This is a genomic window from Streptantibioticus ferralitis, from assembly GCF_029223525.1.
In the GTDB taxonomy this organism is placed as follows: Bacteria; Actinomycetota; Actinomycetes; order Streptomycetales; family Streptomycetaceae; genus Streptantibioticus_A; species Streptantibioticus_A ferralitis.
This window is the reverse complement of sequence record NZ_JARHTQ010000033.1, coordinates 45,066-58,470: the sequence shown is the minus strand read 5'-3', so window position 1 is coordinate 58,470 and position 13,405 is coordinate 45,066. Positions and strand designations below refer to the sequence as shown.

10 protein-coding genes and 1 pseudogene are annotated in these 13,405 nt (G+C 70.2%); 8 read left to right on the top strand and 3 right to left on the bottom strand.

Translation table 11 applies throughout. The features are described from left to right. Positions 1 to 80: 80 nt before the first annotated feature. The 3 genes from P2L57_RS33170 (at position 81) to P2L57_RS33160 (ending at position 4,730) form a co-directional block, all read left to right on the top strand. Positions 81 to 1,358 carry an LCP family protein gene (locus P2L57_RS33170; protein WP_275820945.1) on the top strand — a complete coding sequence of 426 codons (1,278 nt, stop codon included), beginning with the start codon at positions 81 to 83 and terminating at the stop codon, positions 1,356 to 1,358. A 98-nt stretch (positions 1,359 to 1,456) separates the two neighbouring features. Next, entirely contained in the window at positions 1,457 to 3,130 is a 1,674-nt protein-coding gene (locus P2L57_RS33165) for an LCP family protein (protein ID WP_275820943.1), read from the top strand. A 76-nt stretch (positions 3,131 to 3,206) separates the two neighbouring features. Further along, positions 3,207 to 4,730, top strand: a complete 1,524-nt coding sequence (locus P2L57_RS33160; RefSeq protein ID WP_275820941.1) for an LCP family protein — start codon at positions 3,207 to 3,209, stop codon at positions 4,728 to 4,730. Between the two features lie 99 nt (positions 4,731 to 4,829). On the opposite strand, the pseudogene P2L57_RS33155 reads toward P2L57_RS33160, so the two are convergent. Further along, positions 4,830 to 5,819 (bottom strand): annotated as a pseudogene (locus P2L57_RS33155) (glycosyltransferase family 2 protein); the annotation flags it as partial. Between the two features lie 215 nt (positions 5,820 to 6,034). On the opposite strand from P2L57_RS33155, the gene P2L57_RS33150 reads away from it, so the two are divergent. Then, the gene (locus tag P2L57_RS33150) at positions 6,035 to 7,042 is read left to right on the top strand and encodes an LCP family protein (protein WP_275820937.1); all 1,008 of its coding nucleotides are present in this window, start codon (positions 6,035 to 6,037) and stop codon (positions 7,040 to 7,042) included. Here the strand turns inward: P2L57_RS33150 and P2L57_RS33145 are convergent. Continuing rightward, on the bottom strand, positions 7,039 to 7,590 hold the full coding sequence (locus tag P2L57_RS33145) for an acyl-CoA thioesterase (RefSeq protein WP_275820935.1): 552 nt from the start codon (positions 7,588 to 7,590) through the stop codon (positions 7,039 to 7,041). The genes P2L57_RS33150 and P2L57_RS33145 overlap by 4 nt on opposite strands. A gap of 242 nt (positions 7,591 to 7,832) precedes the next feature. Between P2L57_RS33145 and P2L57_RS33140 the strand changes: the two genes are divergently transcribed. Both P2L57_RS33140 and P2L57_RS33135 read left to right on the top strand, forming a co-directional pair. Continuing rightward, positions 7,833 to 9,092 (top strand): LCP family protein, encoded by a 1,260-nt coding sequence (locus P2L57_RS33140; protein WP_275820933.1) that lies wholly within the window; start codon positions 7,833 to 7,835, stop codon positions 9,090 to 9,092. A 76-nt stretch (positions 9,093 to 9,168) separates the two neighbouring features. After that, positions 9,169 to 10,053 carry a helix-turn-helix transcriptional regulator gene (locus P2L57_RS33135; RefSeq protein ID WP_275820931.1) on the top strand — a complete coding sequence of 295 codons (885 nt, stop codon included), beginning with the start codon at positions 9,169 to 9,171 and terminating at the stop codon, positions 10,051 to 10,053. Positions 10,054 to 10,060: 7 nt separating this feature from the next. Here the strand turns inward: P2L57_RS33135 and P2L57_RS33130 are convergent, their stop codons facing one another. Beyond that, positions 10,061 to 11,218, bottom strand: coding sequence for an acyl-CoA dehydrogenase (locus P2L57_RS33130; RefSeq protein WP_275820929.1), 1,158 nt, complete (start codon positions 11,216 to 11,218; stop codon positions 10,061 to 10,063). Between the two features lie 199 nt (positions 11,219 to 11,417). On the opposite strand from P2L57_RS33130, the gene P2L57_RS33125 reads away from it, so the two are divergent. After that, positions 11,418 to 12,758 carry a UDP-glucose dehydrogenase family protein gene (locus tag P2L57_RS33125; RefSeq protein ID WP_275820989.1) on the top strand — a complete coding sequence of 447 codons (1,341 nt, stop codon included), beginning with the start codon at positions 11,418 to 11,420 and terminating at the stop codon, positions 12,756 to 12,758. Positions 12,759 to 12,847: 89 nt separating this feature from the next. Next, on the top strand, positions 12,848 to 13,402 hold the full coding sequence (locus P2L57_RS33120; RefSeq protein ID WP_275820928.1) for a Uma2 family endonuclease: 555 nt from the start codon (positions 12,848 to 12,850) through the stop codon (positions 13,400 to 13,402). Positions 13,403 to 13,405 lie beyond the last annotated feature (3 nt).

Sequence of the window (13,405 nt, the reverse complement as noted above, 5' to 3'; positions counted from 1 at the left end):
TTCGGCCCGCACCCGCGGGCCGCACCGGGCGAACCGCGCGACGATCGACGGATCCACACCGCCTAGCGTTGGGGGCCGCCGTGTCCGACAGGGAAGGACCGCCCGCCGGTGGCGCGCGCCGAAAAGCGCCGGCGGACCCCCGGAGCGGTCCCTGGAGGCGGTCCCCTCGTCGTCAGCGCTGGCTGCGCCTGGTCGCGCTGGGCTCGGCGCTGATGCTCGTGGTCGGCGCCGGGGTCATCTGGCTGCTCTACGAGCACCTCGAGGACAACATCCGCACCGACACCGGCGCGGAGGCCGAGCTGCGCCGCCACATGGCGGAGCGCCCGCCGCCCGGCGCGAACGGCACCCAGAACGTGCTGATCATCGGCACCGACAGCCGTAGCGGCGACAACGACCGGTACGGCGCGGACAGCGGCACCGCCCGCTCCGACACCGTCATCCTGCTGCATCTGGCGGCCGGGCGCGGCAGCGCGACCGCGGTGAGCATCCCACGGGACCTGATGGTGCACGTACCGAGCTGCCGCAAGCCCGACGGCAGCCAGACGACCGCCCAGTTCGCCCAGTTCAACTGGTCCTTCGCATGGGGCGGTGCGGCCTGCGCGATCCGTACGGTGGAGCAGCTGACCGGCATCCGCGTCGACCACCACGTCGCGGTGGACTTCACCGGCTTCAAGAAGATGGTGGACGCGGTCAACGGCGTCGAGGTCTGCGTCCCGTACCAGGTCCATGACACCGACGCCAAGCTGGACCTCCCCCCGGGCCGTCAAATGCTGCACGGCGAGCAGGCATTGGGGTACGTACGGGCCCGGCACGCCTTCGGTGACGGCAGCGACACCGAGCGGATGGACCGCCAGCAGGCCTTCCTCGCCTCTCTGGTGCGCAAGATGCAGAGCAACGGCGTGCTGTTCAACCCGACGAAGCTGTATCCGGTGCTGGACGCCGCGACCTCCTCCCTCACCGCCGACCCGGGCCTGAACTCGATGACCAGGCTGTACGACCTGATCCGCGGTCTGCAGAAGACGCCGACCGACCAGATCCACTTCCTCACCGTGCCGCGCGAGCCGTACGCGGACGACTTCAACCGGGACCAACTGGTGCACCCACAGGCCGATCAGCTGTTCGCGGCGCTCCGCGCGGACCAGCCGGTGGCGGTCCAACCGCCCGCGCCGACCACCGCCGCGGACCAGCCGCCGCAGGGTCAGACAAGGAACAACCCGGGCTCGCCCGGCTCGCCCGGCGGCCCGAACGCACCCGACGGCAAGGCGGGCAGCTCCCCCACTCCCACCCCGCCCAGCACCATGCCCACCTACCCTGGTACCACCGCGGCCCATGATGTCTGCGACCAAAAGCCCCAATAGGACAACAATCCGATCGCTGATTTGTCACGAGACCCGTTCAGACGCTGAACTTGGCGGCTAAGTGTGGACGTCTCGCAGCGACGGAGGGCTCGGCGACCGTGGACGCGCAAGGCCGTAGGCAGACCGACCCCGCCGACCGGTGGGTGCTCGACCCGAAGACCGGAACGTACCGACTGCGGCCGGACACATCCGAGCAACCGGACGGCGCCGTCACAACGCCAAACGATGAACCCCTCGTTCAGGACACTGCCGCTGCCGCCGCCGCGCACAGCGCGCCCGCGGCAAGCGGCGCACGCTCCGTACGCAAGGCCGCCAGCCGCCGCAAGCCGAAGCCCAAGCCGTCGAAGAAGCGCAGGGCCCTGGTGTGGACCGCGGGCGGCGTCGGATTCGTGCTCGTCGCGGTCAGCATCGGCGGCTACCTCGTCTACCAGCACTTCAACAACAACATCAACACCGTCGACGTCGGCGACGCGGGCAACAAGAACGCCACCACCGACGGCCCGATGAACATCCTGGTGATCGGCACAGACAGCCGGGTGGGGCTCGGCCGCGAGTACGGGGACGAGGGCAGCGTCGGCCATGCCGACACGACGATCCTGTTCCATGTCGCCAAGGACCGCAGCAACGCCACCGCGTTGAGCATCCCGCGCGACCTGATCACCGACATCCCGGACTGCCCGACCAGGCAGCCGGACGGTTCGGCCAAGGTCGTCCCCGGCGAGCACAAGGTGCGCTTCAACACCAGCCTCGGCCAGGAGGGCCGGGACCCCGGCTGCACCATGCGCACCGCGGAGGCGCTGACCGGCTTGAAGATCGACCACTTCATGATGGCCAACTTCAACGCGGTCAAGGACCTCTCGACGGCGGTCGGCGGAGTCGACGTGTGCCTGGGCAAGGACGTCGACGACAAGGGCGGGTCCGGTCTCAAACTCAGCAGGGGGCACCACACCGTCGAGGGCGAGCAGGCGCTGGCGTTCGTCCGCACCCGCCACTCGGTGGGCTTCGGCGGCGACCTCGACCGCATCAAACTCCAGCAGCAGTTCCTGAGTTCGCTGATCCGGAAGATGAAGTCCGGCGGCACGCTCACCGATCCGCAGAAACTGTGGAAGCTGGCGGACGTGGCGACGAAGGCACTCACCGTCGACACCGGGATCGGTTCGGTGAAGAAGCTCAGCGACCTCGCCCAGGACCTGAGTTCGGTGCCGCCCAAGAACATCACCTTCGCGACCGTGCCCGTACTGGACAATCCCGCGGAGAAGGTGCACACCAGCGTCGTGCTCAACAACCCGTCCGCCAAGGACCTGTTCCAGATGGTGCAGGCGGACAACTCGCTGACGACGGTCAAGCCCAAGTCGTCCGCGACGCACGCCGCCGACCCGCTGCAGGGCCCGAAGGCCGCCCCGGTCGACGTACGGGTGAACGTCCTGAACGGCAGCGGGGTGTTCGGCGCCGCCCAGGCGACCCTCGACTGGCTGCAGAACACCGAAGGCGTCACCCGGTCCAGCAACGGCGGCAACGCGCCCGGCACCGTCGACAAGACCACCCTCGGCTACGCCCCGAACCAGGCCGACCAGGCACGCCAACTCGCCGCGATGATGGGCCTGTCCGCCGCCGCGCTCAAACAGGGCACCAAGGACGCCGCGCCGCGCGCCCCCATGACGCTCACCCTCGGCAAGGACTTCAGCACCCCCGGCCGGCCGCTGACCGCACCGACCCAGGCCCCCTCGGACGTCCAGCACGTCCAGGCCGACCAGGACGTCTGCGCCAAGTAGGGCCACGGATCGACCTGGTCGACGTGAGCGACGCCGAACAGCACAACCACCCGCCCGCGCCGTCGGTCTAGCGTTCGTGAAACGCAAGCGCGCACTCAAGTGGTTCGCGATGACCACCTCAGTGGTGGTCGTCGTCGCCGCGACGGCGGCCTGGATGTACTACCAGCACCTCAACCACAACCTGCGCAAGGGCCAGCGCAGCAGCGGCCGTACCACCGTGCACCAGGTCACGCCGGACGCGGCGGGCCGCACCCCGGTGACCATCCTGCTGATCGGCTCCGACAGCCGGAACTCCGCGGACGACGTCGCGCTCGGCGGCGCGCACGACGACGCGGGGCGGCCGGGGCTCGCCGATGTGGAGATGCTGCTGCACCTGTCCGCCGACCGGCGGCACGCCGCGATCGTCAGCGTTCCGCGCGACACCCGCGCGGACATCCCGGAGTGCACCGATCCGAAAACCGGCCGGAAGTACCCGGCCACCAACGACATCGTCAACGAGTCACTGGCGCGCGGCGGTCCCGGCTGCACCCTGGCCACGCTGCAGAACCTCACCGGTGTCTACATCGACCACTGGATGATGGTCGACTTCGCCGGTGTGGTGCGCATGGCCGACGCGATAGGCGGCGTCGACGTCTGTGTGAAGCAGAACGTCTGGGACCGGCCGACCCCCGGCCTACCGCGCGGCGGCTCCGGTCTGAAGCTCACCGCCGGCACCCACACCGTCAAGGGCGAGCAGGCGCTGCAATGGCTGCGCACCCGCGACTCGTTCGGCAGCGACCTCGGCCGCGCGCAGGCGCAGCACCTGTATCTCGCCTCCATGGTGCGGGAGTTGCGGTCACGCGGCGTCTTCGGTGACCCCGCGCAACTGATGGGCCTGGCCGAGTCGGCCACACAGTCGCTGCAGGTGTCCGAGGAGATCGGCTCGGTCGCCAAGCTGTACGACCTGGCGACCCAGCTGCAGTCGGTACCGCCCGACCGGGTCACGATGACCACGATGCCGAACATCGCCGATCCGCAGGACGACAACCATCTGCTGCCCGATCCGAAGGACGCGCCGAAGGTCTGGGCGATGCTGCGCGACGACGTCCCGTTCGACGCGAGCGGGAACGGCCCCGGCGCCTCCCCCACACCGCGGCCGACCCCTTCCGGCACGGCCTCCCCCGCGCCTTCCGGCACGGCCTCCCCGGCCCGGCTCCCGATCACCGTCGTCAACGGCACGGCGGGCGACGACGGTCAGCCGGTGCCGGGCCGCGCCACCGATATCGCCGGGGCGCTGACCGGCAGGGGATTCGCCGACGCGGCGGCGAGCGACACCGTCACCTCGCGGCAGGCCACCGCCATCGTCTACCCCGCGGACGCGGGCGACCAGGGCAGGGCGCAGGCGCTCGCCGTCGCCAACTCCCTTCACCTGCCGGTGGGTTCGGTGCAGCCGTCGGCCGACGCCGGGCAGATCACGCTGACCATAGGCGCCGACTGGCCGTCCGGCACGGACTACACCAGCGCGGTGCCCGCCGCCGGTTCGGTACCGAGCAGCGCGGATGTGCTCAGGGGTTCGGACGACAAGGCGTGCATGGACGTCTACCAGCCCTACCAGTGGTAGGGCCGCCGCCCGCGCTCGTTGCCGCGGCAAGGGTCCGTTGCCGCGGCGACGACGAGTGGTACGCCGTCCGCGGCCGTACGAGGATCCGCCGCGGGCACGCTAGCGGCGGCTGGCGATGACCTTCTTCGCCAGTGACTTCGGGCTGGTCAGGAAGCCCCAGCCCCACGACATGTGCATGGTCGCGAGCGCGAGCGGTATACGGGCGCGGGCCGCCGCGTCCAGCCCCTTCCCGGCGGGGATCGAGCCCAGCGCGATCGCGGCGGCGTACCCCCCGGGCACCAGCCAGCCGACCGGGTGCACCAGCGCCCCGACCACCGCACCCGCCACGATGCCCAGCACCGCCGCCGGGGGCGCCAGATAGCGCAGGTTGATCGAGCCGGAGTGGTAGCGGGAGACCACGTGCCGCCACCGGCCGTAGTTGCGGTACTGCTTCGCCAGCTCGCGTACGTTCGGGCGCGGCCGATAGGAGACCTTGAGCTCCGGCGAGAACCAGATCAGGCCGCCCGCCTCGCGGATCCGGAAGTTCAGCTCCCAGTCCTGGGCGCGGATGAACTCCTCGTTGTAGCCGCTCTGCCGCTCCAGTATTTCGCGGCGGAAGACCCCGAGATAGACGGTCTCCGCCGGACCCGCCTCGCCTCCCGTGTGGAACGCGGCGTTACCGACACCGATCTTGGAGGTCATGGCGGCGGCCACCGCCCGTTCCCAGGCGTTCTCGCCCTCGGCGTGCATGATCCCGCCGACGTTGGCGGCGCCGGTCTCCTCCAGCAGCCGGACGGCGGTGGCGATGTAGTCGGCGGAGAGCATCCCGTGTCCGTCCACCCGGACCACGATCGGATGCCTCGACGCCTTGATCGCCGCGTTGAGGGCGGCGGGGGTGCGGCCGGTGGGGTTCGGCACCGTGTGGACCCGCGGGTCCTCCGCGACCAGTTCCGCCGCGATCTCGTCGGTACGGTCGGTCGACGGACCGAGTGCGATCACCACCTCCAGCGCACCCGCGTAGTCCTGGGCCAGGATGTGCCGCACGGATTCGCGCAGGTGGCGCTCCTCGTTGAGCACCGGCATGATCACGGAGACAGCGGGGAGGGGGGTGTGGTCAGACGGGCAGCGTTCAGCGCTGCGACCAGGGGTGGCGGGGGGCGACGGGTGGGAGTTCATCGGCCGACACGTTACCGCCAACGGCCGAACGCGGCGCGCGCCGCCCGGGTGGCCCCCGGTGGATCGGCGGCGTGGAGACGCCGGGCGCGGGCGGGCCGCGCCTAGCGTGAACGGTTCCGCAGGCCGAAGCCCTGGGAGGTCCGCCGTCCATGCCCGCCGCAGCCGACTGGCGCCTGCTGCGCCGCCACCAGTACCGCCCCTGGCTTCGCGACCGCCGCCTGCTGCGCATCGCCTCGGCCGCCTCGCTGGCGGTCCTCACCACCAGCGGGCTGGGCTACGGGGTGCATGCCTTCAGCGAGCTCGGCAAGCACCGGCCGGCACCGGGTGTGGGGGTGAACATCCTGCTGGTCGGCACCGACGAGCACGGCCCGAGCACCTCCGAGCCGCAGCGCCACCAGCCGGCCGGCGCGTCCTGCCACTGCACGGGCGCGATCATGCTGGTCCACCTCTCCCAGGACCGGTCCCGGCTGTCGGTCGTCAGCATCCCGCGCGACTCGTACGTCCCGTTCTCCGAACTCCCGCCGTACAAGGGCCGGTTCAGCGAAACGATCCAGCCGGGGAGGATGAACGCGGCCTACGCGCTCGGTGGGCTGCCCCTCACCATCCGCACCGTCGAGCGGATGACCAAAGTCCATATCGACCACTATGCGGAGCTGGACTTCGCCGGCTTCATGAAGACCGTCGACGCGCTCGGCGGCGTCCCCGTCCACACCCGGCACCCGCTGCACGACCCGGGGACCGGCCTCGACCTGCCCGCCGGAACGACACTGCTGAACGGCGGCCGGGCGCTGAGTTATGTGCGCTACGCCGACCCCAGCGCCGACATCGGCCGGATGCGGCGCCAGCGGGAGTTCGTCGCGGCCGTGATCAACCGGGTCTCGGCCAGCGGCCTGCTGCACGACCCGGTCAGGCTGAACCGGGCCGTCGACGCCGTGCGGCACTCGGTGCACGCCGACACCGGGCTGACGTCCGCCGACGTGCTGCGGGACCTGCACCCGGCCGCCACCGAGTTCGCGTCGGTCCCGGCCGCCGACGTCGACTACCGGGTGCCGGGGGTCGGTTCGACCGTGAAGTGGGACGACGGCAGGGCGGCGGCGCTGTTCAACGCGATCCGCCGGGACCGGCCGATCCCGGCGGGGGCGGCGGACCGGCCCTAGTCCTCGATCCCATCGGCCGCCCGCTTCGCCCGCAGCTCCTTGATCGCACGGCGACGGGCCAGCCGGTGGGTGCGGCGGATCTGCGCCTCCTCGAACCGGCGCTTGTCCTTCTCGGTCTCCGGCAGCACCGGCGGCACCCGGCGTGGCCTGCCGTCCCCGTCCACCGCCGCGAAGACCAGATACGCGCTGCCGACGTGCGTGGCGGGCGTGGACTCGTTCCAGCGCTCGGCCAGCACCCGCACGCCGATCTCCATCGAGCTGCGGCCGGTCCAGTTGCACTGCGCCTGCACGTGGACCAGGTCGCCCACGTGCACCGGCTCCAGGAACGCCATCTCGTCCATCGAGGCGGTGACGGCTGGACCGCCCGAGTGCCGGCCGGCCACCGCACCCGCCGCGTCATCCACCAGCTTCATGATCACGCCACCGTGCACGGTGCCCAGCAGATTGGTGTGGCTCGCCGTCATGATGTGCGACAGCGTGGTGCGGGACGCGGAGGTCGGCTTGCCCGGAAGGTCACCCTCCGGGCTGTTGCTGACGAGATTGGCCATGCGGCCACCATACGGCGCCCCCGCTGGGGGCCCGACGAGCGGGCACCCGGGACGGCGACGGCGACGCCGCGCAGTGGTTCGCACCGCACGCGGAAGCGCCCGGAACTCACGCTCCGTGTCCGAATGACTCCATGATCACGGAAACCCCGTGATCATGGCAGTCCTGTGACCAATCCATCAGTACTGCTACAGAATGGTTCCGGCCACAGTTTCTCCGGGATCCAGCAGGCACACTGCAGGGCATGGACGGATGGCCCGACGGTTGGACCGAGGAAAGCGAGCCGGAAGGCGCTCGCGTGATGCCGCATGTGCAGAGGCGGCAAGGCGGCTACGCACCGTCGCAGCCGCAGTCACAGCCTTACTATTCCGCGCCCGGGTCGCAGGCCTCGGGCGCCGAGCCGCCGCTGCCGCCCGGGCTGTCGCCGCGCAGGGCCGCGGCCCGCGGCGGCGTACCGCAGCAAGCGGACGGTGACGGCGGCGGTACGTACCGGGCGGGGCGCGCCAGGGCGGGGCGCCCCAAGAACTGGCGCAAGCGCATCACGTACGGCGTGCTGACCCTGGCCGTCGTGCTGCTCGCCACATCCGTGGGTACGTACTTCTGGGCGGACAGCAAGCTGGCCCGCACAGTGGACCTGGGCGCGCTGCCGAACCGCCCGGCCCTCGGCAAGGGCACCAACTACCTGATCGCCGGATCCGACAACCGGGGCAACCTCACCCACCAGCAGCAGCAGGACCTGCACGTGGGCAGCGACAACGAGGGCCAGTTCGGCAACAGCGACACGATGATGATCCTGCACGTGGGGTCCAACGGCGACACGATGCTCAGCCTGCCGCGGGACAGCTACGTGACGATCCCGGCGTTCACCGGGTCCACCGGCAAGCACTACCCCGCGTCGAAGCACAAGCTGAACGTGTCCTTCTCCTGGGGTGGCGGTGCGCTGCTGGCGCAGACCGTCGAGTACAACACCGGCATCCATATCGACCACTACGCGGAGATCGGCTTCGGCGGCTTCGTCAACCTGGTCGACTCTCTCGGCGGCGTCAACCTGTGCCTGGACAAGGCGATCAAGGACCAGGCCTCGGGCGCCGACCTCAAGGCCGGGTGCCAGACGCTCAACGGCAAGCAGTCGCTGGCCTTCGTGCGCGAGCGACACCAGGAGGCCAACCAGGACCTGGGCCGTGAGAAGCACCAGCAGCAGTTCCTGCACGCCGTGGCCGACCAGACGGCCGCACCGAGCACCCTGCTGAACCCGTTCAAGCTCTACCCGGTGCTGGGCGCGGGCCTGGAGACGCTCAAGGTGGACCAGGGCATGAGCCTTTACGACCTGGCGCAGATGGGCCTGGCGATGAAGGACGTCTCGGGCGGCCAGGGCACCTCGACCGTGGTCCCGATCGCCAACCCCGATCTGCATACGGCGGACGGCTCCTCGGTCCTGTGGAACCAGACCGAAGCCAAGATCCTGTTCGGCAAGCTGCAGAACGACGAACGCGTCGGCGGTTGACGAGCCGGCTCCCCGCGCGGTGCCTGACCCTGACAGGGGCAGGCACCGCGCGTTTCGTCTGGGCAGACTGATCCGCATGGCAGCTCCCGCGGAACTCGGTGAATTCCTGCGCTCCCGGCGCGCCGGTCTACGGCCGCAGGACGTCGGCCTGGTCCCGTTCGGGTCGCGACGCCGCGTACCGGGGCTGCTGCGTGAGGAGTTGGCGCAGCTGGCAGGGGTCAGCGCGGCGTACTACACGCGGCTTGAGCAGGGCCAGAGCGGCAACGCCTCGGACGGCGTGCTGGACGCGATCGCCCGCGCGCTGCGGCTCGGCGAGGACGAGACCGCCCATCTGCGCAACCTCGCCCGCCCGCGCCCCGCCAGGAGCCGCCGCGCGCCGGGTACCCAACACGCCCGTGCGGGCACCCGGCAGCTCATCACCGCGATGCGGGGCGTGCCCGCCGTCGTGCTGGACATACGGTTCGACGTACTGGCCTGGAATCCGCTGGGCCACGCACTGCTCGCCGGTCACCTGGACCTCGCGGCCCCGGACCGCCCGGCCGACCGGCCCAATCTGCAGCGGCTGCTGTTCCTCGACCCGCACACCCGCGAGCTGTATCCACGCCGGGAGCAGGAGACCCGGCGTGCGGTGTCGTCGCTGCGCCTGATCGCGGGCGGCGCCCCGGACGACCGCCGACTGGCCGAGCTGATCGGCGAGTTGACGATGAAGAGTCCGGAGTTCGCGGCCCTGTGGTCCCGTCATCCGGTGCGCAACTGCGCCTTCGGGACCAAGGAGTTCCACCATCCGCTGGTGGGCGAGGTGGAGTTGGCGTTCGAGATGCTGAGCCTCCCGGACTCCGCCCAGCGCCTGATGACCTACAGCGCGGCACCGGGTTCGGCGGCGGAAGCGGCGCTACGGCTGCTGGCGGCCGGGACGGCGGAAGCCGCGGGCGCCGCGGCGGAATCCACGGCGCCCGGGTGACCGCTGGCTACGGCAGGTTGCGCGCCATCACGATGCGCTGGACCTGGTTGGTGCCCTCGTATATCTGGGTGATCTTCGCATCACGCATCATGCGCTCGACCGGGTAGTCACGGGTGTAGCCGTAGCCGCCGAGGAGCTGGACGGCGTCGGTGGTGACCTCCATGGCGACGTCGGAGGCGAAGCACTTGGCGGCGGCGCCGAAGAACGTCAGGTCGGCCTCCACCCGCTCGGACTTGGCGGCGGCCGAGTAGGTGAGCTGGCGTGCGGCCTCCAGCTTCATCGCCATGTCGGCGAGCATGAACTGGATGCCCTGGAAGTCGGCGATGGCCTTGCCGAACTGCTTGCGCTCCTTGACGTAGCCCTTGGCGTAGTCGAGGGCGCCCTGGGCGATGCCGAGGGCCTGGGCGGCGATGGTGATCCGGGTGTGGTCGAGGGTCTTCATCGCGGTGGCGAAGCCGGTGCCCTCGGCGCCGATCATGCGGTCGGCGGGAATGCGGACGTTGTCGAGGTAGACCTCGCGGGTCGGCGAGCCCTTGATGCCGAGCTTCTTCTCGGGGGCGCCGAAGGAGACTCCCTCGTCGGACTTCTCCACGACGAAGGCGCTGATGCCCTTGGAGCGCTGCTCCGGGTCGGTGACGGCCATCACCGTGTAGTACTCGCTGACGCCCGCGTTGGTGATCCAGCGCTTGACGCCGTTGAGGACGTAGTGGTCGCCGTCGCGGACCGCCTTGGTCTTCATGCCCGCCGCGTCGGAACCGGCGTCCGGCTCGGAGAGGCAGTACGAGAACATCGCGTCGCCCTTGGCGAGCGGGCCCAGGTACTTCTTCTTCAGGTCCTCGGAGCCGGAGAGGATGACCGGCAGCGAGCCGAGCTTGTTGACCGCGGGGATCAGGGAGGAGGAGGCGCAGACCCGCGCGACCTCCTCGATCACTATGACGGTGGCCAGCGCGTCGGCTCCGGCGCCGCCGTACTCCTCGGGAACGTGGACGGCGTGCAGGTCGGAGCCCACCAGGGCGTCCAGTGCCTCCTGCGGGAAGCGCGCCTGCTCGTCCACCTCCGCCGCGAACGGGGCGATCTTCGCCTCGGCGAGCGAGCGCACCGTGTCCCGGAGCATCTCGTGCTCCTCAGACAGCCGGTAGAGATCGAAATCGGTCGAACCCGCCAAGGTGTCTCACTCCCAAGATCCGCTGACTGCCTGCTAGCTACCGTTAAGTAACCTAATTCTAGAGCGGGGTCCGGAACCGGGATACGTGAGCTTGCCGACAGCAGCGCATATGCCCAGCGGAATGCCCGACTATGCTCGGCTGTCGCACCTCGCCGCGCCCCAGGCGCAGCACCCCGGCCTGACCCCGAAAGGCAGACCTGTGACGCTGAAGCTCACCGTGATCGGCACCGGCTACCTCGGGGCCACCCACGCGGCCGCGATGGCGGAGCTCGGGTTCGAGGTCCTCGGCCTCGACATCGACCCGGCGAAGATCGCGATGCTCTCGGCGGGCCGGGTACCGATGTACGAGCCGGGTCTGGACGAGCTGCTGGCGCGGCATGTCGAGGGGATCGAGGGCGCCAGCGGGCGGCTGCGGTTCACCACCTCCTGGCAGCAGGTCGCCGAGTTCGGCGATGTGCACTTCGTCTGCGTCAACACTCCGCAGAAGCACGGCGAGTACGCGTGCGACATGTCCTACGTGGACGCCGCGATCGAGTCCCTCGCCCCTCATCTGACCCGGCCCGCGCTGGTCGTCGGCAAGTCCACCGTGCCGGTGGGCAGCGCGGCGCGGCTGGCGGACCGGATCGCCGAGCTGGCCCCGGCCGGGGACGCCGCCGAGCTGGCCTGGAACCCGGAGTTCCTGCGCGAGGGATTCGCGGTCGAGGACACCCTGCACCCGGACCGGATCGTGGTCGGCGTACGGTCCGAGCGGGCGGAGAAGCTGCTGCGCGAGGTTTACGCGACGCCCGTCGCGGAAGGCACGCCGTTCGTCGTCGCCGACTATCCGACCGCGGAACTGGTCAAGAACGCCGCGAACTCCTTCCTCTCCACCAAGATCTCCTTCATCAACGCGATGGCCGAGGTCTGCGAGGCGGCGGGCGGCGACGTGGTCAAGCTCGCCGAGGCGATCGGCCACGACGAGCGGATCGGCCACAAGTTCCTGCGCGCCGGGATCGGCTTCGGCGGCGGCTGCCTGCCCAAGGACATCCGGGCCTTCATGGCCAGGGCCGGTGAGCTCGGCGCCGACCAGGCACTGACCTTCCTGCGCGAGGTCGACTCGATCAACATGCGGCGCCGCGGCCATATGGTCGAGCTGGCCCGCGAGGCCTGCGGCGGCGGCTTCCTCGGCAAGCGGATCGCGGTCCTCGGCGCCACGTTCAAGCCGGACTCCGACGACGTACGCGACTCCCCCGCACTCAACGTCGCGGGCCAGATACACCTCCAGGGCGGCCAGGTCACGGTCTACGACCCGAAGGGCATGGAGAACGCCGCACGGCTCTTCCCGACGCTGGCCTACGCCCCGACCGCCCTGGACGCGGTCCGCGGCGCCCACGTCGTACTGCACCTCACCGAGTGGCGCGAGTTCCGCGAGCTGGACCCGGCCGCCCTGGGCGAGGTCGCCGCGATCCGCCGCATCCTGGACGGCCGCAACGCGCTGGACCCACAGCTGTGGCGCAACGCGGCGTGGACGTTCCGCGCGATGGGCCGACCGCTGGCCTGAGGTGCGCTCGACGACTGAACGATTCGGCAGCCCCCACCGGCGGCTAGGCGGGCAATACGCAGAGCTACCGCAGGGCATAGGAGGTCGGCGTGACCATCGAGCTTGAGCGCTCACACAGCACTCTGGAACACCTCGAAGTGCCCGAGGGATACAAGGCCGAGATCGTGAACGGGGAGATCGTCCTGTGGCCTACACGCGCCTTCCACTTCGGAACCATCGTCGAGCTGGTCCGTCAGATCACACCCCAGCTTCCAGAAACCTTGAGGTACACCGGGGACACGATCACACCGTTCCCAGAGGAGAATTCCGAGCTCTGCCCCGACATCATCATTCTGCCGAAGGCCGAATACGAGAAGAACAGCGCGGTGTACCCAGCAGAGGTCATCGAGGCGGCCTTCGAGGTTGTCTCCCCGAGCACAGGGAGCCGCGACTACGGCTTGAAGGTCGGCGCATACGCCCGCGCGGGCATTCCCCTCTACATCATCGCCGACCCGTACGCCGCGCAGCTTGTCGTGCAGCACAAGCCGATCGACGGCGAGTACGCGTACCGCAATATCGTCCCCTACGGCGAGAAGGCCGAGGTCCCTGGTGACCTCCCCCTCGCCATCGACACCTCAGAACTCCCGGCGGACACGAAGTCCTGAGCC

Coding starts and splice junctions, on each gene's coding strand:
- P2L57_RS33150 (WP_275820937.1), top strand. CDS start 6,035: ATGCCCGCCGCAGCCGACTGGCGCCTGCTGCGCCGCCACCAGTACCGC.
- P2L57_RS33145 (WP_275820935.1), bottom strand. CDS start 7,590: ATGGCCAATCTCGTCAGCAACAGCCCGGAGGGTGACCTTCCGGGCAAG.
- P2L57_RS33140 (WP_275820933.1), top strand. CDS start 7,833: ATGGACGGATGGCCCGACGGTTGGACCGAGGAAAGCGAGCCGGAAGGC.
- P2L57_RS33135 (WP_275820931.1), top strand. CDS start 9,169: ATGGCAGCTCCCGCGGAACTCGGTGAATTCCTGCGCTCCCGGCGCGCC.